Source organism: Luteimonas viscosa (genome assembly GCF_008244685.1).
Taxonomy (GTDB): domain Bacteria; phylum Pseudomonadota; class Gammaproteobacteria; order Xanthomonadales; family Xanthomonadaceae; genus Luteimonas; species Luteimonas viscosa.
Genome location: NZ_VTFT01000001.1, coordinates 1374877 through 1396257 on the forward strand (window position 1 = coordinate 1374877; position 21381 = coordinate 1396257).

Annotated in this window: 20 protein-coding genes; 9 read left to right on the plus strand and 11 right to left on the minus strand. The window is 71.6% G+C overall.

Going from position 1 to position 21381, the window contains the following annotated elements; genetic code table 11:
- Positions 1-44 precede the first annotated feature (44 nt).
- Entirely contained in the window at positions 45-1187 is a 1143-nt protein-coding gene (locus FZO89_RS06225; RefSeq protein ID WP_149102428.1) for an efflux RND transporter periplasmic adaptor subunit, read from the minus strand.
- Positions 1188-1254: 67 nt separating this feature from the next.
- Here FZO89_RS06225 and FZO89_RS06230 point away from each other — a divergent pair, with 67 nt between their 5' ends.
- The 3 genes from FZO89_RS06230 to FZO89_RS06240 all read left to right on the plus strand — a co-directional run bounded on the left by FZO89_RS06230 (position 1255) and on the right by FZO89_RS06240 (position 4095).
- Complete coding sequence (locus FZO89_RS06230) at positions 1255-1944, plus strand: TetR/AcrR family transcriptional regulator (protein ID WP_149102429.1); 690 nt, start codon at positions 1255-1257, stop codon at positions 1942-1944.
- Between the two features lie 136 nt (positions 1945-2080).
- Positions 2081-2734 carry a protein-L-isoaspartate O-methyltransferase family protein gene (locus tag FZO89_RS06235; RefSeq protein WP_149102430.1) on the plus strand — a complete coding sequence of 218 codons (654 nt, stop codon included), beginning with the start codon at positions 2081-2083 and terminating at the stop codon, positions 2732-2734.
- Positions 2735-2763: 29 nt separating this feature from the next.
- A complete protein-coding gene (locus FZO89_RS06240) occupies positions 2764-4095 on the plus strand; it encodes a TolC family outer membrane protein (protein ID WP_149102431.1) in 1332 nt (443 codons plus the stop codon).
- Between the two features lie 175 nt (positions 4096-4270).
- Here the strand turns inward: FZO89_RS06240 and waaA are convergent, their stop codons facing one another.
- Complete coding sequence (gene waaA, locus FZO89_RS06245) at positions 4271-5575, minus strand: lipid IV(A) 3-deoxy-D-manno-octulosonic acid transferase (protein WP_149102432.1); 1305 nt, start codon at positions 5573-5575, stop codon at positions 4271-4273.
- A gap of 232 nt (positions 5576-5807) precedes the next feature.
- Here waaA and lpxL point away from each other — a divergent pair, with 232 nt between their 5' ends.
- On the plus strand, positions 5808-6731 hold the full coding sequence (gene lpxL / locus FZO89_RS06250; protein ID WP_149102433.1) for an LpxL/LpxP family Kdo(2)-lipid IV(A) lauroyl/palmitoleoyl acyltransferase: 924 nt from the start codon (positions 5808-5810) through the stop codon (positions 6729-6731).
- A gap of 121 nt (positions 6732-6852) precedes the next feature.
- On the opposite strand, the gene FZO89_RS06255 is transcribed toward lpxL, so the two are convergent.
- The 6 genes from FZO89_RS06255 to FZO89_RS06280 all read right to left on the minus strand — a co-directional run bounded on the left by FZO89_RS06255 (position 6853) and on the right by FZO89_RS06280 (position 12009).
- Positions 6853-8214 (minus strand): O-antigen ligase family protein, encoded by a 1362-nt coding sequence (locus FZO89_RS06255; RefSeq protein ID WP_149102434.1) that lies wholly within the window; start codon positions 8212-8214, stop codon positions 6853-6855.
- A complete protein-coding gene (locus FZO89_RS06260) occupies positions 8174-9310 on the minus strand; it encodes a glycosyltransferase (RefSeq protein WP_149102435.1) in 1137 nt (378 codons plus the stop codon). Before FZO89_RS06260 ends, FZO89_RS06255 begins: the two co-directional genes overlap by 41 nt.
- A gap of 19 nt (positions 9311-9329) precedes the next feature.
- Positions 9330-9530, minus strand: a complete 201-nt coding sequence (locus FZO89_RS06265) for a zinc-finger domain-containing protein (protein WP_149102436.1) — start codon at positions 9528-9530, stop codon at positions 9330-9332.
- A gap of 256 nt (positions 9531-9786) precedes the next feature.
- Positions 9787-10497, minus strand: coding sequence for a pirin family protein (locus FZO89_RS06270; RefSeq protein WP_149102437.1), 711 nt, complete (start codon positions 10495-10497; stop codon positions 9787-9789).
- Positions 10498-10506: 9 nt separating this feature from the next.
- Positions 10507-11223 carry a YceI family protein gene (locus FZO89_RS06275; RefSeq protein WP_149102438.1) on the minus strand — a complete coding sequence of 239 codons (717 nt, stop codon included), beginning with the start codon at positions 11221-11223 and terminating at the stop codon, positions 10507-10509.
- 195 nt (positions 11224-11418) lie between these two features.
- Complete coding sequence (locus FZO89_RS06280) at positions 11419-12009, minus strand: malonic semialdehyde reductase (RefSeq protein ID WP_149102439.1); 591 nt, start codon at positions 12007-12009, stop codon at positions 11419-11421.
- 92 nt (positions 12010-12101) lie between these two features.
- On the opposite strand from FZO89_RS06280, the gene FZO89_RS06285 reads away from it, so the two are divergent.
- Positions 12102-13079, plus strand: coding sequence for a mitochondrial fission ELM1 family protein (locus FZO89_RS06285; protein WP_149102440.1), 978 nt, complete (start codon positions 12102-12104; stop codon positions 13077-13079).
- Between the two features lie 443 nt (positions 13080-13522).
- Here FZO89_RS06285 and FZO89_RS06290 read toward each other — a convergent pair whose 3' ends face one another.
- Positions 13523-13852 (minus strand): EF-hand domain-containing protein, encoded by a 330-nt coding sequence (locus FZO89_RS06290; RefSeq protein WP_149102441.1) that lies wholly within the window; start codon positions 13850-13852, stop codon positions 13523-13525.
- 294 nt (positions 13853-14146) lie between these two features.
- Complete coding sequence (locus tag FZO89_RS06295) at positions 14147-15355, minus strand: DesA family fatty acid desaturase (protein ID WP_149102442.1); 1209 nt, start codon at positions 15353-15355, stop codon at positions 14147-14149.
- Positions 15356-15463: 108 nt separating this feature from the next.
- Here FZO89_RS06295 and FZO89_RS06300 point away from each other — a divergent pair, with 108 nt between their 5' ends.
- The 4 genes from FZO89_RS06300 to FZO89_RS06315 all read left to right on the plus strand — a co-directional run bounded on the left by FZO89_RS06300 (position 15464) and on the right by FZO89_RS06315 (position 20810).
- Positions 15464-16294: an ABC transporter ATP-binding protein gene (locus FZO89_RS06300; RefSeq protein WP_149102443.1), complete on the plus strand. Its 831-nt coding sequence runs from the start codon at positions 15464-15466 to the stop codon at positions 16292-16294.
- The gene (gene mutM, locus FZO89_RS06305) at positions 16287-17114 is read left to right on the plus strand and encodes a bifunctional DNA-formamidopyrimidine glycosylase/DNA-(apurinic or apyrimidinic site) lyase (protein WP_149102444.1); all 828 of its coding nucleotides are present in this window, start codon (positions 16287-16289) and stop codon (positions 17112-17114) included. Before FZO89_RS06300 ends, mutM begins: the two co-directional genes overlap by 8 nt.
- 82 nt (positions 17115-17196) lie before the next feature.
- The gene (locus FZO89_RS06310) at positions 17197-17760 is read left to right on the plus strand and encodes an ECF-type sigma factor (protein ID WP_149102445.1); all 564 of its coding nucleotides are present in this window, start codon (positions 17197-17199) and stop codon (positions 17758-17760) included.
- Between the two features lie 173 nt (positions 17761-17933).
- Positions 17934-20810 carry a serine/threonine-protein kinase gene (locus FZO89_RS06315; protein ID WP_149102446.1) on the plus strand — a complete coding sequence of 959 codons (2877 nt, stop codon included), beginning with the start codon at positions 17934-17936 and terminating at the stop codon, positions 20808-20810.
- Here the strand turns inward: FZO89_RS06315 and FZO89_RS06320 are convergent.
- On the minus strand, positions 20746-21369 hold the full coding sequence (locus tag FZO89_RS06320) for a thymidine kinase (protein WP_149102447.1): 624 nt from the start codon (positions 21367-21369) through the stop codon (positions 20746-20748). The two genes, FZO89_RS06315 and FZO89_RS06320, sit on opposite strands and share 65 nt — an antisense overlap.
- Between the last annotated feature and the right edge of the window lie 12 nt (positions 21370-21381).

Sequence of the window (21381 nt, forward strand, 5' to 3'; positions counted from 1 at the left end):
GCTGTTGCGCACAGGCGCCCGCTGCGGACGCGGCCGCACCCGGATCACGGTGCGCGTTCCGGAGCCGGTGACGACGCGGCCGCCACCGGCCGGTTGTCGCGATCGACCGGCGACACGCGCTGCCCTTCCCGCAACAGGTGTCCGCCCGCGGACACCACCCAGTCGTCCGCGGAAAGTCCGGACAGCACGGGCACCCTGGTTTCACCGAAGTCACCGAGCTTCACCGGAACCGATCGCAGCGTGCCGTCGGCCGGTTCCACCACCCAGACCGAGTGGCCGCCATCCGGACCAGGCTGCAGCGCGGACAGGGGCACGCTCAGCGGCGCACCTGCGCCGTTGCCGGCCACGTACACGCGCGCGCTCTGGCCGAGCTCGACCGAAGTCCGCGCCCCGGCATCGAGCGCGACTCGCGCAGCAAAGGTGCGGGACTGCGGGTCGGCGGCCGCGGCGATCTCGCGGATGCTGCCGGGCAGGCGCCGGCCCGGCGTGTTCCACAGTTCGACCTCGACCGGCTGTCCGACACTGATCCCGCGGATGCGCGATTCCGGCAGCGCGATCGCCACCTCGCGGCCGCCGTCGCCGGCCAGGGAGAACACCGCCTGCCCGGCCGCGACCACCTGACCGGCCTCGACCAGGCGATCGGCGATCACGCCGTCGCGCGGCGCCCGCAGCTGCGAATACGCCGCCTGGTTGCGCGCCACCTCCAGCTCGGCCCGCGCCGCGCGCGCCTGCTCGGCGGCGGCCTTCCACGCCGTCTCCTGCGCATCCATCGCCGAGGCGCTGACCAGCTGCTCGCCGGCCAGGGCCGCATAGCGTGCGCGGTCGGACCGGGCGCGAGCCAGTTCGGCCTCGGCCGCGGCCAGCTGCGCCTGCGCCGCCTGCACCTGCAGGCGCTGGTCTCCGGGGTCGAGCTCGGCCAGCACCTGACCCTTGCGCGCCTGGTCGCCGGCGTCGACGTGTCGTCTTACCAGGTTGCCGCCGATGCGGAAGGCGAGCGGGCTCTCTTCGCGCGCACGGACTTCGCCGGCGTAGGCGGTGACCGCCGCGCCCGCTCCACCCGTAGGCTGCTCGACCAGCACGGGGCGCGGCGCCTCCGCGGGTGCCTGTTCGCCAGCGCATGCCGCGAGCAGCGCGACAAGCGCCACCCCGCACAGCCATCCACCGAAGGAACGATCCGTCGCCTTCATCGGGCACCCGATTAATGAACCGACGCGTATAGTATAAATAGCATACCGATTAGTCTAGTATTACACCATGTCCCTCAAGCTCCCGCCTTCCGCCGCCACGCCCGCCTCCGCGACGGGCCCGCGTCCCGCCGCAGGTCCCGGCCGGCCCAAGGACCTGGCCAAGCGCGCCGCGATCCTCGACGCGGCCGCGCGCATGTTCACCCAGCATGGATTCGAGGGCGCGAGCATGGACCAGATCGCCGCGGAAGCCGGCGTTTCCAAGCTCACCGTGTACAGCCATTTCGGCGACAAGGAAGCCTTGTTCGGCGAGGCGGTGCGGGTGGTCTGCGCCTCGCTGATGCCCGACGACCTGTTCGTCGCCGACCCCAGCGCGCCGCTGCGCTCGCAGCTGAGCGACATCGCCAAGGCCTTCTTCGCGATGATCACCAGCGACGAGGCCCTCGCCACCCACCGCATGATGATGACCCCGGGCAGCGACGAACGCGTGCGCCAGATGTTCTGGCAGGCCGGACCGGAGCGTACCCAGCGCGCGTTCGCCTCGTTCCTGGAGGCGCGCGTCGCACGTGGCGACCTGGACGTACCCGACCTGCAGCGCGCGGCCCGGCAGTTCTTCGCCCTGCTCAAGGGCGACCTGCACACACGCATGGCCTGCGGCCTGTGCGAGCGTCCCGACGCGGCCGGGGTGGACACGCACGTCGAAGCCACCGTCGACATGTTCCTGCGTGCGTACGCCAGCCGCACTCCCGTGCAGACGTGAATCGGGCGGGCGCCATCGGTCGCGGTGACTTCCGGCACTCAGTCGGATCGGTGCCCGTGGCGATCATGACCCCGCGAATCTGCCCCCTTCCGCCAGTAGAATCCCGTTCCTTCCACTTTCGTTCCCGGACCGCACGATGACGTTCGATTACGCCAAGGCCCGCGAGACCATGGTCGAGCAGCAGATCCGCCCCTGGGAGGTGCTGGATCCGCGCGTGCTCGGGGTGCTGGTGCGCCTGCCGCGCGAAGCCTTCGTCGGCGAGCGCCACCGCGCGCTGGCCTACGCGGACCTGGAACTGCCGCTGGGCCACGGCGAGACGATGCTCAAGCCCGTGCTCGAGGGCCGCGCCCTGCAGGCGTTGGCGCTGGACGGCGACGAGTCGGTACTCGAGATCGGCACCGGTGCCGGCTACCTCACCGCATGCCTGGGCATGCTGGCGCGCGAGGTGGTGAGCATCGAACGCCACGCCGACCTCGCCGACGCCGCGCTCGCGAGGCTGCAGGTACAGGGCGTCGGCAATGCCGAGGTCCTGGCGGCCGATGCCTTCATCTGGGAACCGGCCCGCCAGTTCGACGCGATCTGCGTGACCGGCGCGGTCGACGCGGTGCCGTCACGTTTCGTGCAATGGCTGCGTCCCGGTGGCCGCATGTTCATCGTCCACGGCCGCGTGCCGGCGATGCAGGCGGCGTTGCTGCGCAACGAGGTCGGCGGCCACCGCACCGAATCGTTGTTCGAAACCGAATTGCCCTACCTCGTCGGCGCCGAGCCACGGCCCGAGTTCAAGTTCTGACACGTTCCGATTTTCGCCAAGGATCTCCAATGCGCCGCCGCTCCCTCGTCCTCTCCCTCGCCCTCGTCCTGACGTCCGCGCCGGTCTTCGCCGAAGACCTGATGCAGACCTACGAGATGGCGCGGACCAACGACCCGCAGCTGTCGATCGCGGAATCCCAGCGACTGTCCACGCGCGAGAACGCGGTGCAATCGCGCGCCGCGCTGCTGCCGCAGATCAACGGTTCGGCGGAGCTGGGCCGCACGTATGGCGCCGGCGAAAGCGGCAGTGCGCGCAATCGTTCCTATCGCGCCACCCTGGGACAGGCCATCGTCGACCTCGGGGCGATCTCGGACCTGCGGGCGCAGCGCGACTACAGCACCGCCGCCGACTACGACCTCGAGGCCGCCGGCGACGAGTTGATCTCGCGCACCGCCAATGCCTACTTCGACGTGCTCGTGGCGCTGGAAACGCTGGCGGCGGCGGAGGCGGCCGAGGAAGCGTTCCAGAAGCAGTTCGACTATGCCGACAAGCGCCTGGAAGTGGGACTGGCCCCGATCACCGACGTGCACGAGGCCCGGGCGCAGTACGACGGCGCGCGCGCCAACACCATCCTCTCGCGCAATGCCCTGCAGGATGCCTACCAGGCGCTGGCCGAGATCACCGGCACGCCGGTCAATACGCTCAAGGCGCTGCCGGACGACTTCCGGCCGGAACTGCCACAGGGTGGCGATGCCGAGGCCTGGGTGCAGCGGGCGGTCGAGGGCAATCCCAGCCTGCAGGCGGCCCGCTACTCGGTGCAGGGCGCCGAACATGGCGTTTCCACCGCGCGCGCCGCGCACTTGCCCACCCTGGACCTCGGCGTCACGTACAGCAACGGGACCAACTGGTACTCGCCGGGCCCGGGCTCCGTGCCGCCCAACGACGAGGGCCACAGCATCGGCCTGACCCTCACCGTGCCGATCTTCTCAGGCGGCGCGACCCAGTCGCGCGTGCGCCAGGCCATCGCCGGCCGGGACATCGCCCAGGACCAGCTGGAACAGGGCCGCCGCGCGATCGAGCGCAACACCCGCTACGCCTACCAGGCGCTGGTGGCCGGCATCAGCGAGGTCGAGGCGCGCCGCCTGGCCCTGGTCTCGGCGCAGAGCGCGTACGACGCTTCGCAGGTCGGCCTCGAGGTCGGCACCCGTACCGTCATCGACGTGCTGATCAACCAGCAGAACCTGTTCAGCGCACGCCAGGCCTACGCGACGGCCAAGTACAACTACCTGCGCAACCGCCTGCTGCTCGAGCAGGCGGCGGGCACCGTGGACGCGGCCACCGTGCAGGACGTCAACCGCCTGCTGACCGTCGACGCCACCGTCCCCGCCCAGCAGCAGTAGCACCGCCCCGGCGTGCGCGGAACGGGCAACTGACCGCCTGTTCAGCGCCAGTACCCGGCAGGCCGGCGCCTGCCTCCCGGCCGCGCTGGTTCACCCGCGTTGCCCGCGCTGTTGCTGTCCCGATGCGTACGCGCCGGGCCGATGCGTACGCGCCGGGGTCCGCTGCTTCGCCGTCTCAGGCGCGCAGGTGGCCCGGCAGGTCAGCGCGGATCACGTCCAGCGTGCGCTGCAACGCACCGCGCCCGTCGCGCACCAGCGCCAGGCCCGCATCGCGCATCGTCGCGCGCGCGGCTGCGTCGTCCAGCAGCTCTGCCAGGCCCGTCGCCACCGCGTCCGCGTCCGCGCCTATCCGTAGCGCGCTGGCGGCCTGCATGAGCCGCGCGATGTCGGCGAAGTTGTGCAGGTGCGGGCCGGTGACGACCGGCGTGCCCACCGCCGCCGGTTCCAGCAGGTTGTGGCCGCCGATGTCCTGCAGGCTGCCGCCGACGAAGGCGACGTCGGCGCAGGCGTAGAACTGCTGCAGCTCGCCCAGGGTGTCGAGCACGAACACCGCGTCGTCGGCGTCCGGCCAGTGCGTGAGCTTGCGCGTGGCCACCCGCCAGCCGGCGTCGACCGCCTGCTGCGCGGCGCCACGGAAGCGTTCGGGATGGCGCGGTGCCCACAGCATCAGCAGGTCCGGCCAGCGTTCGCGCAGACGCCTGTGCATGGCCACCACCAGGGGCTCTTCTTCGGGATGCGTGCTGGCGGCGATCCACACCGCACGCGCGCCGATGCGGTCGCGGAATCCGGTCGCGGCGCGCGCGATCTTCTGCACGTCGATCGCGATGTCGTACTTGAGGTTCCCGGTGACCGCGATCGAAGCGGCGGTCGCACCGAGGGCGGCGAAACGGCGGGCGTCGTCTGCCGACTGCGCGGCGATCCGGCGCAGCGTGCGCAACGCGCGCGACAGCAGCGGCCGCAACACGCGGTAACCGCGCAGCGACCGCTCCGACAGGCGCGCGTTGACCAGGTAGGCCGGAATGCCCGCGTCGCGGCAGCAGAACAGCAGGTTCGGCCACAGTTCGGTTTCCACGACCAGGGCGATCTTCGGCGAGAAATGCGCAAGGAAGCGGCGCACCGCGCCCGACAGGTCGTAGGGCAGGTAGACATGTTCGACGCGGTCACCCCAGAGCGCGCGCACCCTCGCCGAGCCGGTCGGGGTGATGGTGGTGACCAGCAGCCGCTGGCCCGGAAGCGCGTCGAGCAGGGCATCCACCAGCGGCGCGACCGCATTGACTTCGCCCACCGAGACCGCGTGCACCCAGACCGGTGCCGGTCTCGCTGGCGCGGCGTAGCGCGCATAGCGCTCGCCCCAGCGCTCGAAGTACGCCTCCTGGCGGAATCCGCGCCAGATCAGGTGGTACACGGTCACCGGCACCAGCAGGTACAGCACCGCCGAATACAGGCCGCGCAACAGGCGTTCGGTCGGGTCGGCACGCATCGGCACAGGATAGCGGGGAATCGGGGATCGGGAATCGGAAAAGCCTGGCGAATGCGCTTCTGCGGGCGGGCCTGGCGACCACGCTTCCAGACCTGCAGCTCGAAGGCGCCTCGCAACTCGTGATGCATGACCGACGAGGGCCATGGAACGCCGGCGAGGGCCCGCACTCGTGGCCCGCGAGCAACTGGTGACGCTCACGGCTGCGCTTGCCACCAGCGACTACAATCGCCCGATGAGTTCCCCGCGGACCCCCCTGCCCGGGCCGCCGCTGTCGCTGCGCCACTGGCCGACCTGGCTGGGCATCGGCGCGATGGCGCTGGCGGCACGACTGCCGTGGCTATGGCAGCGTGCGATCGGCCGCGGCATCGGCACCCTGCTGCGGCACCTGCTGCGCGAGCGCCGCGCGGTCGCCGCGCGCAACCTCGCGCTGTGTTTCCCGGAACTGGACGAGGCCGCGCGCGAAGCGCTGCTGCGTGCGCACTTCACTTCGCTGGGCATCGGCCTGTTCGAGTTCGCGCGGGCGTGGTGGGGATCGGTCGAGCCGATGCGCAGGCGCCTGGTGGTCGAGGGCCTGGAGCACATCGAGGCCGCGCGCGCCGGCGGCCGCGGCGTGATCGTGGTCTCCGGCCACTTCAGCACGCTGGAGATGTGCGGCCGGCTGATGTGCGACCACGTGCCGCTGGCCGGGATGTACCGCCCGCATGCCGAGCCGGCGATGGAATGGGCGGTGCGGCGCGGGCGCGCGCGTTACGCGGCGGCGATGTTCCCCAAGCAGGACGTGCGCAGCGCGGTACGGCACCTGAAGCAGGGCGGCCTGCTGTGGTACGCGCCGGACCAGGATCCGAGTCGCGGCGACGCGGTCTACGTCCCCTTTTTCGGCCAGCCCGCGCACAGCCTGACCTCGACCCATGCCCTGGCGCGCATGTCCGGCGCGGCGGTGGTGCTGTACCAGCATCGGCGCCGCGCAGACGGTGGCTACACGCTGACGCTGTGGCCGGCCATGGAAGACTACCCGTCGCGCGACGCCACCGCCGACACCGCGCGCGTGATCGCCGGCATCGAGACCATGGCGCGCGCGGCCCCGGACCAGTACCTGTGGATCCACCGCCGCTTCAAGCGCCGGCCCGACGGCACATCGCCCTACGCCGATCCCTGAATCGGGGAAGACATCCCTGCGCCGGCATGTTCCGCTCGCATGGCAGTGCGCGACTGCCACAGGGATCCGGCCGCACGAGCGCCGCGCGCCGCTTGCCGTTGCACGCATCCGCAGCAGCCGGTTACGCGGCGGCGGCTTCCTGCGGCTGCGTCGCGGGCGCGGGCTGGCGTCCGGCCAGCAGGCTGCCGGCATACAACGCCGCGAGCAGCAGGGTGAGCCCGCCCCAGAACGTGGAATAGAACGCGAGATGGGTATTGAGCGGGAACACCGTCACCGCCAACGCCAGCATCGCCGGTCGCGCCCGCGCGCGCGCCTGCGCATCGGCGAACCGCCAGGCGCGCCAGGCCAGCGCCGCGCCGGCCAGCCACAACAGCAGGCCGATGCCGCCAGTCTCGCTGAGGATCTCCAGCACGATCTGATGCGCATGGAACGCAGGGCCATCGCCCCATTCGGCGGGCTCGTCCGGCTCCGGGTCGCAGCCCGGGAAAGCCTGGCGGAAACCGCGCGCGCCGACGCCGTTCACCGGATGCTCCCGCGCCATGCATACCGCCGCGCCCCAGATGCGCGTGCGACCGGAGAGCGCGGTATCAACCCCCTCGTCACCTTCCGCGGTCCATGCCTGCGCGGTCCGCACCACCCGCTGCTGCACCTGCGGCGACAGGTAGTACAGCGCCGCCAGCGCCACCGCACCGGCGGCGAAGACCCCCATCAGCTTTTTCCAGCCGAGCAGGCTCCAGCCGCTGAACAGCAGCACCAGCGCGAAGGTGAGCCACGACGCGCGCGAGCCGGCGAACAGCACCACCACGCCGACCAGCAGCGCCGCCACGACCCAGCCGGCGTTCCCGAAACGCCGGCCCGCGGCATACAGCGCGAACGGCGACAGGCTGGCCAGGACCACGCCGAGCTTGAGGTTGCACGGACCCAGCACGCCGCCGAGCCGGTCGGCGGCCGCCAGTTGTTCGACGCTGCACATCGGCCGCCCGCTGATGGCCTGCTTGATCGAATCGATGCCCCAGAACAACGGACTGGTTCCGCTGACCACCTGCACCAGCGCGTCGAGCGTCCACGCCAGCACGATCACCGCGAGCCCGCCGAACGTGATCCGCCGGCCGTGCGGGTTGGCCACCGCCGATGCCGCCAGCCACAGGAACGGCAGGTAGCGCAGGTCGACCAGCGATTCGCGCAGCGCGCGTCCCTGGTCGAGCGCATCGGACGCCGACACCAGCTGGGGCAGCCAGTACGCGCAGAACAGCACGCTGGTCAGCGCCCAGGCCTGGTGGCTGAGCAGGCGCGTGCCGCCGCGGAAGCGGCCGATCGCCAGGTGCGTGATCGCGGCCAGCGCGCCGAGCACCATCACGCCCTCCGCGTAGCCCGGCGCCGGCCACAGGATCACGAACGCCAGCACCCAGTGCGGCGCCCAGCGCCAGCCGGCGCGGGGCGCGTCAGCGGGCGTCGGAGGCGTGAGCGTCGCGGAGTTCGTCATAGACCGACAGCGTGGCGTCCTGCATCGCCTGCAAGGTAAACGCAATGGTATCGGGAAGCGATGGCGGCCGTGCGAGCGCGGCGCGCACCGTGCGCAGCAGCGCGTCGGCATCGAATGGCGCCACCGCACCCGCCGGCTGCAGCGCGCGCAGCAGTTCGCCGACGCCGCCGTGGTCCCAGCCGACCACCGGTCGCCCCACCGAGAGCGCCTCGACCACGGTGCGGCCGAACGATTCGGGCTTGCGCGAGAGCTGCAGCACCAGGTCGCTGGCGGCGAAGGCCTCGGCGATGGCGCCGGTCGCGGGCGTGATCGCGATCGCGTGGTCGACGCCGGCCTCGAGCGCGCGGCGGCGCAGCTCGGCGCCATACGCCTTGCGCCCCTCCTGCAGCGCGCCGGGCATCCACAGCCGGGCGTCGACCCCGTGCACGCGCAACGCGGCGAGCAGCACGATCGCATCCATGTGCCCCTTCAGCCGGGTGCCGCGTCCGGGCAGCAGCAGCAGCGGCCCCTCGCCACCGAGCACCGCATGCCGCGCGGCCACCCGTGCCCGCGCGCCGCGGTCGGGCCAGGCGACGCGCGGGAACTCCGCGGGATCCACGCCGCGCGGGATCACCCGCAGCACGGCCGGATCGGTACGCGGATAATGGTGCAGCACGAAATCGCGCACCGTCTCCGACACGCACACCACGCGCTCGCCGCGCGCCATGATCGCGCTGTAGCGCGAGGGCGAGTTCAGCCCGTGAACGGTGGTGACGAAGCGCGGGCGCAGCGGCGCCGGGATGCCGCGCAGCGCGCGCCAGCCCACCCACGCCGGCAGCCGCGAACGCGCATGCACGATGTCCACGCGCTCGCGCGCGAACAGGCGCCGCAACGCCGGCACGTGGCGCACCACCAGCGGCGACTTGCGACCGACGTCGAGTTCGACGTGCTCAGCGCCGCTCGCCAGCAGGCGCGGCAGCAGCCGTCCGCCGGCGGACACGACGATGGCGCGATGGCCCGCGCGCACCAGTGCATCGGCGATCTCGAGGGTGGAGCGTTCGACGCCGCCCGACTCCAGCGCCGGCAGCAGTTGCACCACGGTCAGCGGGCGCGGCATGCGCGATCCCGCGCCGCCGTCAGTCGACCAGGACGAAATGCGCGCCGCAGTAGGGGCAGTCGGCCTGTCCGCCGTCCGCCTCGATCGGCAGGTACACGCGCGGATGCGAGTTCCACAGCGCCATCGACGGCAGCGGGCAGCTCAGCGGCAGGTCGCTGCGACGCACCTCGTAGCGGGTCTGCGCATTGGCTTGCGTGGGCTGGGGCTGGATGGCGGTCATGGCATCGGCGTCGGGGCTGGAACCGCGGCATTCTAGCGCGGAAGTCGCGGAGGCCTGCGCGCGCGGGGACGTCCGTGGCCGCTCCGACGCAGGACCGGCCCCAGCGAGGTGCCCCGGGATTCCATCGATGCCTGATCGCGGCGGCAAGCCACCTCCATGGGTTCCCGCCCTGGCGGGAACGACGACACGTTCGTCCTGCATTGCCGATGCCGATGCCGGGCCGGCGGGGCCGCCACGCCAGGCCGGCGACCGTGGTTCACGGCGGCAGGTCGAACAGCAGCAGGTCCGCGGTGCCATCGCCCTGGCCTGTGATCTGCAGATGGCCCGGTTCGCCGGACACGCCGATCGCGTCGCCGGCGGCCAGTGGTTCGCCATCGACGACCACCGCGCCCTGCACCAGGTGCAGCCAGTACAAGCGCGACGGATCCAGCGTGTGCTCCACGCGCTCGCCCTCCCCCAGCCGCGTGCCGTGCAGCCAGGCCTGCTGGCGGATCGCGAGGCTGCCGTCCGCGCCATCGGGTGAAGCCAGCGCGGCCCAGCGGCCCTGGCGCTTCGCCGGATCGAAGACGCGCTGGGCGTAGCCGGGTGGCGGATCGCCGCGGTCGGGCATGATCCAGATCTGCAGGAAATGCACCGGTTCGCTGTCCGAGCCGTTGTACTCGCTGTGCTCGATGCCGCTGCCGGCGCTCATCCACTGCACTTCGCCCGGCCGCAGCACGCCACTGCTGCCGGTGCTGTCGCGGTGCGCCAGCGCGCCGCTGATCACATAGCTGAGGATCTCCATGTTCGCGTGCCGGTGCGGCGGAAAGCCGCCGCCCGGCGCCACCCGGTCCTCGTTGATCACGCGCAGCGGCCCGAAGCCCATCCACGCCGGATCGTGGTAATGGCCGAACGAGAACGTGTGCCGGCTGTCGAGCCAGCCGGCATCCACGTGCCCGCGTTCGCCGGAGCGGCGGACGATGCGCATCGCCGCGCCTCAGCCTTCCGCGGCGTCGGCACCTTCGGGCGCCGCGACCATGGCTTCGGTGGTGATGCGCAGTTCGACCTCGTCGCTGACGTTCGGCGCATACGCACCCACGCCGAAATCGCTGCGCTTGAGCGTGGTGGTGGCATCGAAGCCGGCGGCGGCGCGCTTGGCCATCGGATGCTCGGCGAAACGGTTGATGGTGGCGTCCAGCACCACCGGGCGGGTGATGTCCTTGACCGTGAGGTCGCCGGTGACCTTGAGCCTGTTGCCGCCGGCGGATTCGACAGACGTGCTCTTGAAGGTGATGGCGGGAAACTTCTCCGCGTCGAAGAAGTCGGCGCTGCGCAGATGGTCGTTGAAATCTTCCGCGAACGAGCTCAGCCCGTCGAGCGGCAGGGTGACCTCCACCGACGAGGCGGAGACGTTGTCGGCGTCGTACACGATCCTGCCTTCGGCCTGGCCGAAGTTGGCGACCGGGTTGGAGAAGCCGAAGTGGCTCCACTGCGCGACCACGTTGGTGTGGTTGGGGTCGATCAGGTAGGTACCGGAGACGCCTTCGACCGGCGCGGCATCGGCCGGCGCCGGCTCGGCGGCAGGCGCGGCGGCGTCCGCGGTGGCGGCGGGCGTGGCGGGAGCCTCGGCAGCGGCCGGTGGCTCGGCGGGGCTGCATGCGGCAATGGCCAGGGTCAGGGCGAGCGGGAGCAGGAGGAGCGCGGGACGTTGCATGGTGGTGACCTCGGAATGCGTGGGTGGATGGCGCGGCGCCGGCCGGAGGGTTGCTCCGCCTCGCCGCAGGGACTGCGGAAGTTCACTGCATTGCACTGCCGGACGGGCGTCACCGCCCCGGCACGAAACCGGACCCGGCGCCCGAGACGCCGCCGGCGGCGCCGGCAAGCGTGGTGTCGCAGGGCACAGGATGCCTCATTCGATCCGTGCCGCCTCGTCGAACGACAGTCTCGGCGAGCGCGGATACAGCACCGAGGCGTCTCCCCGGCCGAGGTTGACCAGGATGTTCGAGCGCACCGCCGTGCCGGGAAAAAAGGCGGCATCGACCTTGTCGTTGTCGAAGCCGGTCATCGGGCCTGCATCGAGCCCCAGCGCGCGCGCCGCCACGATCAGGTACGCGGTCTGCATGCTCGAGCCGCGCAGGGCCACGCGCTGCAGCCGCTCGTCCGGCGAACCCTCGAACCAGGACTTCGCGTCCGCGTGGGGGAACAGCAGCGGCAGCTTGTCGTAGAAGCGCAGGTCGTGGCCGACGATCACGGTGACCGGGGCGGCCATCGTCTTCTCGAAGTTGCCCTCGCTCAGCGCCGGGCCCAGCCTCTCCTTGGCCTCGCGCGAGCGCACGAACACGAACCGCGCCGGGCAGGCGTTGGCTTCCGTCGGTCCCAGCTTCACCAGGTCGTACAGGCTGCGCAGGGTGGCATCGTCGATCTGCCCGGAGAATGCGTTGTGGGTGCGGGCTGTGCGGAAGATCTGGTCGAGTGCGGCATCGGGCAACGTGTCGGTCATCGGGCGTCCTGCGGAAGCGGTCTGGATGGGCTGCAGTGTAGAGTTCCACGCATGACGTTCAGCCGCGGTCATCGGAACGGATGATTACAGAAATGGAACGAGCCGCCGCCGCGGGCCCGCATTCACCGCAAATCTGGTCGATCAGCGACGGCCGCGCCGGCAACGCGCGCCAGGCCGATGCACTGGCCGCCGCACTCGGCGGCGCGGTCCGCACCCTCGCGCTGGAGCCGCGCCCACCCTGGCACTGGCTGGCGCCGCGCCTGCTCCCGGGTGCCAGGCATGCCTTCGGCGACGCATTTGCCGATACCCTGCACGCGCCTCCCGCCCTCGCCATCGGCTGCGGCCGCCAGGCCGCACTGGCCACCCGCCTGCTCGGCGCATGCGGCGCGAAGACCGTGCAGATCCTCGACCCGCGGATCGACGCCCGCCACTGGGACCTGCTGGTCCTGCCCGAGCACGACCGCCGCAGCGGCGACAACGTCATCCCCCTGCTCGGCAGCCTGCATCCGGTCGACGACGCCTGGCTGGCCGAAGCCCGGCACACCTTCGCCACCCTCGCGGAACTGCCCGCGCCGCGCACCGCGTTGCTCGTGGGCGGGCCCACCGCGCACGCCCGTTTCGACCGGGCGCGGATCGAAATGCTGTGCGCCGACCTCGCCGCGCAGGCCGCGCGCACGGGTGGCAGCGTGCTCGCCACCGTCTCGCGCCGCACGCCGCCGGGCATGGTCGAGGCCGTGCATCGCGCACTGGCCGGCACCCCCGGTCTCGCCTGGCGCGGTACCCACGACGGGCCCAACCCCTACCCCGGCCTGCTGGCCTGGGCCGATCGCATCGTCTGCTCGCCCGACTCGGTGAACATGGTGAGCGAAGCCTGCGCCACCCGCGCACCCGTCCACGTCTTCGACGCCGATCGCAGCGACGGGCGGCCGCGGCGGTTCCTCGATGCGTTGCGCGCACGCCGACGCATCGGTGCGTTCGACGCGGCCCCCGGCCAACGCCCGGACCTCGTGCCGCTGCGGGAAACCGGCCGGGTGGCGGAAGTGGTGCGGCAGCGGCTGGGGTGGGAGTGAGCCGACGCGACCGGCCCGGTTCGTCGACCAACGGACGCTTCGGCTTCACGTAGCCCGGACAAGGCCGCAGGCCGTATCCGGGGCCCTCGGTAATACCTTCACCATCGCAACCCCGGGTGCGCTTCGCTTACCCGGGCTACGCCGGTGCTTGGTCCTCGACCAACGAACGCTTCGGCTTCACGTAGCCCGGACAAGGCCGCAGGCCGCATCCGGGGCCCTCGGCAATACCTTCACCATCGCAACCCCGGGTGCGCTTCGCTTACCCGGGCTACGTCGGTGCTTGGTCGTCGACCAACGGACGCTTCGGCTTCACGTAGCCCGGACAAGGCCGCAGGCCGCATCCGGGGCCCTCGGCCATACCTTCACCATCGCAACCCCGGGTGCGCTTCGCTTACCCGGGCTACGCGACCAGGCACCGGCGCATCGGTCAGGACGTGGCCCGGCTACTGCGGCGGAGCCGCCAGTTCGCGCGCGTCCAGGAACCCGTCGCCGTTCGCGTCCTGACGACGGAACCGCTCGGCGAGGCGGACGCGGTGCTGGTCACGGGTCAGCGGCTTGCCCTTGCCCCCCGGTTGCTCGGACGCGGTCAGGACGCCGTCCGCATCGAGGTCCATGCCGTCGAACGCGTAGCTCATCCAGTCCTGGTACTCGGTGAGCGAGACGCGGCCGTCGCCGTCGGTGTCCATCTTCGCGAGGTATTCGCCGGTGCGGGTGACCTGGGCAAGCAGGGCTACGGGCAGCAGCAGGAGAGCAAAGGCGATCAGGGTGCGCATGGGGGGAGTGTAGCGGCAGGGTTGCCCTGCCCCGCAGGCAGGTGGGAGGGCGACAGGGCGTTCGCGCTCGATTGCGGCGCAGGCGGCGCGCGGTGTGCGCCCGGCCTTCTTCCGAAGGCGGGAGAGCTGCGCTGGATCATGCTCTGCGCGGAGAGCATTCCCGCAAGGCACGAAGAGGCGCGCTCTATGCTCTCCGCCGACCCGCTGCCACGAGGCGGGAGACAGATGTGCGGCGTCGGATTCTGCGCCGAACCTCCCACAAGCGGGAGAGGTGTGTCTGGTCCGCCCCGCGCGTCAGGCGCGGACCGACTGCAGCGAGTAGCCCTTGAGCCTTGCCGAGTACTCCTGCAGCACGCGGATGCCGCTGGCCTCGGCCTCGCGGCACCAGTCCTGCAGGGCATGCAGCGCGTCGCTGGCGTTGCTGCTGCGCGCCTCGAGCACGGCGGCCAGGCGGCGGCGGTATTCGACCAGGGTGTGGATGCGCGGCCGCTGCGAGATCCACTGCTGCATCTGTTCGCGCGCTTCCGGCTTGAGCCAGCGGCCGTCGTCGACCAGCGCCTTGCGCTGCTGCCGCGGCAACAGCGAGCGCAGCTTGCCGCCGGCGATGGCCGCTTCCTCGCGCAGCGCCGGCATCAGCACGTTGCGCTGGTAGTCGGTCATCGCCTGGAAGCGGTGCGCGAGCAGTGCACGCATGGTGTCGGTGTCGGGCACCTGGATGTTCGGGCGCACGTCGAGCGCCGGGGCCACGCGCAGCACCTTGGCGAGCTTCACGGTCTCAAGGCCCCTGATCACCGCCCAGCCGATGTCGAACTCCCACTTGCGCAACGCGAACTTGGCCGAGCTCGGGAACGCATGGTGGTTGTTGTGCAGCTCCTCGCCGCCGATCCACACGCCCCACGGGGTGAGGTTGGTGGCGGTGTCGGTGGTCTCGAAGTTGCGGTAGCCCCACCAGTGGCCGAGGCCGTTGACCACGCCTGCGGCCCAGAACGGGATCCACGCCATCTGGATCGCCCAGATCGCGATGCCGGCGAAGCCGAACAGGGCGAAGCTGATGAACAGAAGCAGGGTCGGGCCAAGCGTGGCATGCGGCGTGTACAGGTGGCGCTCGATCCAGTCGCTGGGCGCGCCCTTGCCGTATTGCTCGATGTCGGCGCGCATGCCGCGCGCTTCGCGGTAGAGTTCGACGCCCTGCCAGAACACGGTCCTGATGCCCTTGTGCATCGGGCTGTGCGGGTCTTCCTCGGTCTCGCACTTGGCGTGGTGCTTGCGGTGGATGGCGACCCACTCGCGGGTGATCATCGAGGTGGTGAGCCAGGTCCAGAAACGGAAGAAGTGCGCCAGCATCGGATGGAAATCCACGCCGCGGTGCGCCTGGCTGCGATGCAGGTACAGGGTGACCGAGAGGATGGTCAGCTGGGTGGCGACCAGGAAGTAGGCGGCCAGCGGCCAGAAGCCCCACTGCAGGAGGCCACCGGCGAGGAAGTCGATCAGGGACGCGGGCATGACGTTTTCGGCAAGTTCGGGACCCCTGCATGATGGGGCCCTCGCGATGCCAAGGCCAGCCCTGCGGCCGCGTATGGTGTTCATTGGATTCATCCCCATGTCCCGCAGATGACCGACGACGCAGGCCTTCACGCCACCGTCCTGATCGAACTCGACGACGTCCGCGTGCTGCGCGACGGGCGCGCCGCGCTCGACGGGGTGACCCTCGCACTGCCGCTGGGGCGGCACACCGCGATCCTCGGCCCGAACGGCTGCGGCAAGTCCACCTTCATCCAGTTGGTGACGCGCCAGCTCTACCCGGCGGCGCGTGCGGACGGACGCCCGGCGGTGCGGATCCTCGGCGAACACCTGTGGAACGTGCGCGCGATCCGTTCGCGGCTCGGGATCGTCACCGGCGCGATGCACGACGAGCTCGCCACCCTGCCAGAGCTGTCGGTGAAGGACGTGGTACTGGGCGCTTTCGACGCACGCCTGGCGCCGCAGCAGGGCGAGGTGCCGGAAGACCGCCTGCGCCTTGCCGCCGAAGCGCTGGGGCGGGCCGATGCCGCGCACCTCGCCGACCGTCTGTACGCCAGCCTGTCCACCGGCGAGGCGCGGCGCGTGCTGCTGGCGCGCGCCCTGGTGCACGCGCCGCTGGCCCTGCTGCTCGATGAACCCGCGGCAGGGCTGGACGTGGTCGCCCGCGAGCGGCTGCTGCACACGCTGCGCCGGCTGGCCCGCGAGGGCGTGACCCTGCTGCTGGTCACCCACCACGCCGAGGAGCTGGTGCCGGAGATCGGCCATGTGGTGCTGCTGCGCGAGGGCCGCGTGGTCGCGGATGGGCCTCGCGGCGAAGTGCTCACGCCCGCCCTGCTCGCGCGCGCGTTCGATGCGCCACTGCGGCTGCGCGACGGCGCGGTCCCGGCCTTCGAGTTCGACCGGACCGGCGCCGATGCCTGAACTGCCCGAGGTCGAGACCACGCGCGCGGGGCTGGCGCCGCATGTCGAAGGTCGCCGCGTGCGCGAGGTGGTGCTGCGCCGGGCCGACCTGCGCTGGCCGATCCCGGCCGAGGTCGCCACCCTGTTGCCCGGGCAACGCATCGTCGCCGTGCGTCGCCGCGCGAAATACCTGCTGCTCGACACCGCCGCCGGCAGCGCCCTGCTGCACCTGGGCATGTCCGGCAGCCTGCGCGTACTGCCGGCGACGACCCCGGTGCGCGACCACGATCATGTCGACTTCGCGCTCGAGGGCGGCCGCACGGGGCCGAAGCGCGTGCTCCGCTTCAACGATCCACGCCGCTTCGGTTGCCTGCTGTGGCAGCCACCCGGGGAGATCCACGCGCTGCTGCAGGGTCTGGGGCCGGAACCGCTGTCGGACGACTTCGACGGCGACCACCTGTTCGCGCGCAGCCGCGGCCGCAGCGCGCCGGTGAAGGCCTTCCTGATGGACCAGCGGATCGTGGTGGGCGTGGGCAACATCTATGCGGCCGAGGCACTGCATGCCGCCGGCATCTCGCCGCTGCGCGCCGCCGGGCGGGTCTCGCGCGAGCGCTACCGGGTGCTGGCGGGCGAGATCCGTCGCATCCTCGACCACGCGATCCGCCGCGGCGGCACCACCCTGCGCGACTTCCTCGCCCCGGACGGCGCGCCCGGCTACTTCGAGCAGGAGCTGTCGGCCTACGGCCGCGGCGGAGAACCGTGTCCGCGCTGCGGGCGGCCGTTGCGGCAGGCGGCGATCGGCCAGCGCACCACGGTCTGGTGCGGCCACTGCCAGCGCTGAAGGGGCCCTCGGGCCGCGCGTCACGGCGACCGGCCGCGCGGCTTCGCGGTATAGTCCGGCGCTGGGACGGGACTCCTCGCGCATGACCGAAACCGCTGACATCACCCTCTGGCTCGACGCCGCGCGCGGCGGCGACCGCGGCGCGCTCGACCGTGTCCTGGCCACCCTGTACCAGGAACTGCACACCATGGCCCGCCGGCAGTTGTCCGGGCAGATGGGGCAGACGCTGGACGCCACCGCGCTGGTGCACGAGGCCTACCTCAAGCTGATCGGCCGCAAGGAGATCCAGTTCGACGACCGCGCCCACTTCTTCGCCTACGCCGCCTCGGCGATGCGCAGCGTGGTGGTCGACTACGCCCGCCAGCGCCTGGCCCAGAAGCGCGGCGGCGACCTGCACCGCGTCACCGACCTGCCGCAGGACATCGAGGGCGGGCTGCGCCTGGACGAGGACATGCTGGCGCTGGACGTGGCGCTCAACCGCCTGGCCGGCGTCGACGCCAAGCTCGCGCACGTGGTGGAACTGCGCTATTTCGGCGGGCTGTCCGAAGCCGAGATCGCCACCCTGCTCGGCCGCTCCGACCGCAGCATCCGCCGCGACTGGCAGAAGGCGCGGATGTACCTGCTGGCGTCGCTGCAGGATTCGTGACCGGGACAGGCGGCGACATGCGCGCCAGCGCTGAAGCGGTGGTTCCCGGCAAGCCGGATCTCGTAGCGGCAGGCGGAGTCTGCCGTTCCTTCCCCCGTTCGCGGGGGAAGGTGCCGAAGGCGGATGGGGGACCGCCGGAGGCGCACGTCGCGCCCGACGCCGGCACCTGAGCCATGGACGCCGATCGCTGGCAACGCCTGTCTCCCCTGCTCGACGCGCTGCTCGAGCTGGACGAGGGCGCGCGCGCCAGCAGCCTGGCCTCGCTGCGCGAGGAGGATCCGCAACTCGCGGACGACCTGGAGGAGCTGATCGCGCTGGAGGCCAGCGGCGACGACTTCCTCAACGAACCGCTGATCGGCGTGCGCCCGGGCGTGCAGGCCGGCGCGACCGTCGGCCCGTACGAGCTCGAACGCATGCTCGGCGAAGGCGGCATGGGCCAGGTGTGGCTGGCGCGCCGCGCCGACGGTCTCTACCAGCGGCGCGTGGCGCTGAAGCTGCTGCGTCCCGGCCTGGCCGACCCCAACCTGCGCCTGCGCTTCACCCGCGAGCGGCAGATCCTCGCCCGGCTCGAGCATCCGCACATCGCGCGCCTGCTCGATGCCGGCATCAGCAGCGACAACCAGCCCTACCTGGCGCTGGAATACGTCGAGGGCGAACCGATCACCGACTGGTGCCGCGCGCGCGAGCCCGGCGTGGTCATGCGCGTGGGTCTTTTCCTGCAGGTGTGCGAGGCCGTGAGCCATGCGCACACCAACCTGATCGTGCACCGCGACCTCAAGCCCTCGAACATCCTGGTCACGCCGCTCGACGACGTGCGCCTGCTCGACTTCGGCATCGCCAAGCTGCTCGACACCCCCGAGCAGTCGCTCGACCACACCCGCACGGGCCTGCGCACCTTCACCCTGCACTACGCCGCGCCGGAGCAGATCCGCGGCGAACCGGTCACCACCATGACCGACGTGTATTCCCTGGGCGTGGTGCTGTACGAGCTGCTGGCCAACCGCAAGCCCTACCAGCTCAAGCGCCCGAGCGATGCGCAGTGGGAGGACGCGATCCTCAACCTCGACCCGCAGCGGCCATCGCAGGCCCTGCAGCGCGCACCCGACGGCGACGAGGCCGACGCGCGACTGCGCCGCCGTGGCAAGGAGATCGCCGGCGACCTCGACAACATCGTGCTCAAGGCGCTGTCCAAGAAGCCCGAGCAGCGCTATCCGTCGGTCGAGGCGCTGGCGCTGGACCTGCAGCGCTGGCTCGAAGGCAAGCCGGTGCATGCGCGTCCGCAGAGCATGTCCTACCGGATCGGCAAGTACGTGCGCCGCCATCGATGGGCGCTGGCGACGGCGACGATGGTGACGCTGGTGCTGGTCAGCGCGCTCGGCATCGTCGCCTGGCAGGCGCGGCAGGCGGTGCAGGAATCGGCACGCGCCCAGGCGATGCAGAACTTCGTCGTCGGCCTGTTCGAGACCGCCGGCGACGTGCCTTCCGACGCGCTGGTGGACATCCGGCAACTGCTCGACGGCGGCGAGCGCCGCATAGAGAGCGAGCTGGCGCACCAGCCGGTGGCGCGCGCGGAACTGCTCGGGGTGGTGGCGCGGCTGCGCGCGGGCCTGGGCGACTACGACGCTGCGCGCACCCTGCTGCTGCGGCAGGTGGCGCTGATCGACGCGCTGGACGACCCGCCGGCGAGCCTGCGGCTGCAGTCGGCCAGCGATCTGGGCCGGGTGCTGCGGCTGAAGGGCGACATCGACGGCTGCGTCGGTCGCATGCAACCGGAGATGCCGCTCGCGCAGCGCAGCGAACGCCGGCTGCCGCTGCCGGTGTCTGCGTTCTACTCGCAGCTGGGCCGTTGCCACGCGTCCGCGCGCCGGATCGCAGATGCGCGCGTGCTGTACCTGCGTTCGCTGTCGCTGCGCCGGGACCCGCTCAAGGACAACGCCGGCATCGTCGAGAACCTGGCGGATCTCGCCGGCCTGCACGCAGCGAGCGGCGACACCGCGCGTGCGCTGGCCGAGACCCGCGCGGCGCTGGCGCTCCTGCGCAGCAGCAGCGGCGAACGCCACCCGCTGGCGATCGACCTGCTGCGTACGCTGTGTTCGCTCGAACGCGAATCGAGCGACACCGTCGCCGCCGAGCGCGACTGCAGCCAGGCGCTGTCGCTGGCGATGGAGCTGCGCGGCGCGCGCCACCACGCCACGATCGACGCGCGCCGGCAGCTGGCCGCCGTGCATGTCGACCAGGGCCGCTTCGCCGAAGCCGAAGCCGAGTTCCGCGACACCCTGGCGTGGATGACGGCCCGCCTCGGCGAGCGCCACGTCGATGTCGCGCGCAGCCACAACAGCATCGCGATCGTGGCCTGGGAACGCGGCGACCTCGACGCGGCGTTGCGCGACCTGTCCACCGCGGTGGACATCTGGCGCGAGCATCGCAGCCAGACCATGCTCGCCTCTGGCCTGTTCAACCAGGCCATGCTGCTGCATGGCGCCGGGCGGGACGGGGAGGCGCTGCCACTGCTGCAGGAGTCGCTGGCGCTGCGGCGCGAGGCGTTCGGGGCGCGCCACGGGCTGGTCGGCGATACCCTGCGACTGATCGGCGAAGTCGAAGCCGCCCTGGGCAGGACGTCGGCGCTGGCGACGCTGCGCCAGGCGCAGGCGCTGACCCGCGGCGACTACGGTGCGAACCATTCGCATACGCGGCGCGCGGAGATCTCGCTGGCCCGCTACCAGGCGTTGCGCGGAGATCCGGCGGCACTGACCCGGCTCGACGCGCTGGCGGAACTGCCGCCGCAGGAATCCGAGCTGCGCAAGGCAGGCTGGCTGGCGCGTGCCTATGCCGCCGACGCGCGCTGCCGAACGCCGGCCGAACGCGACCTGGCGCTGGCGAGCCTGCAGGCGCTGGTCGCGCAGGTGGAACAGGCCCAGCCCGAGGGTGGCGCGCTGCCGCGCGAGATCGCGGCGCTGCACGCGTCGTGCATGGCCGGCGATGCGCTCAGGCCAGCGGCAGCGGCGTCTGCAGCGGATCGATCCGCCCCTCGCCGCGCGAAATCCGCTTGAACTCGGCGCGGCTGACCGAGACGTAGCGCTCGTTGCCGCCGATCTCCACCTGCGGCCCGGTGTGCACCGCCTGGCCATGTTCGTCAACGCGCACGGTCATGGTCGCCTTGCTGCCGGTGTGGCAGATGGTCTTGATCTCGACGAGTTCGTCGGCCCAGGCCAGCAGGTACTGGCTGCCTTCGAACAGCTCGCCCTGGAAATCCGTGCGCAGCCCGTAGCACAGCACCGGTACGCGCAGCATGTCGACCACCTCGCCCAGCTGCCAGACCTGCGCCCGGGTCAGGAACTGGGCCTCGTCGGCCAGCACGCAGTCGAGCTTGCCGGCGGCGTCGATGTCGCGTTCGACCAGGGCCTGCAGGTCGTCTCCGCGATCGAAGCCTACGCCCTGCGCCTGCAACCCGATCCGCGACGCCACCCGCCCGCTGCCGTCGCGGTGGTCGAGCCGCGGGGTGAGGATCAGCGTCCGCATCCCGCGCTCGCGGTAGTTGTGCGCCGACTGCAGCAGCGTCGTGGTCTTCCCGGCGTTCATCGCCGAGTAGTAGAAGTAGAGCTTGGCCATGGATGGCAGTTT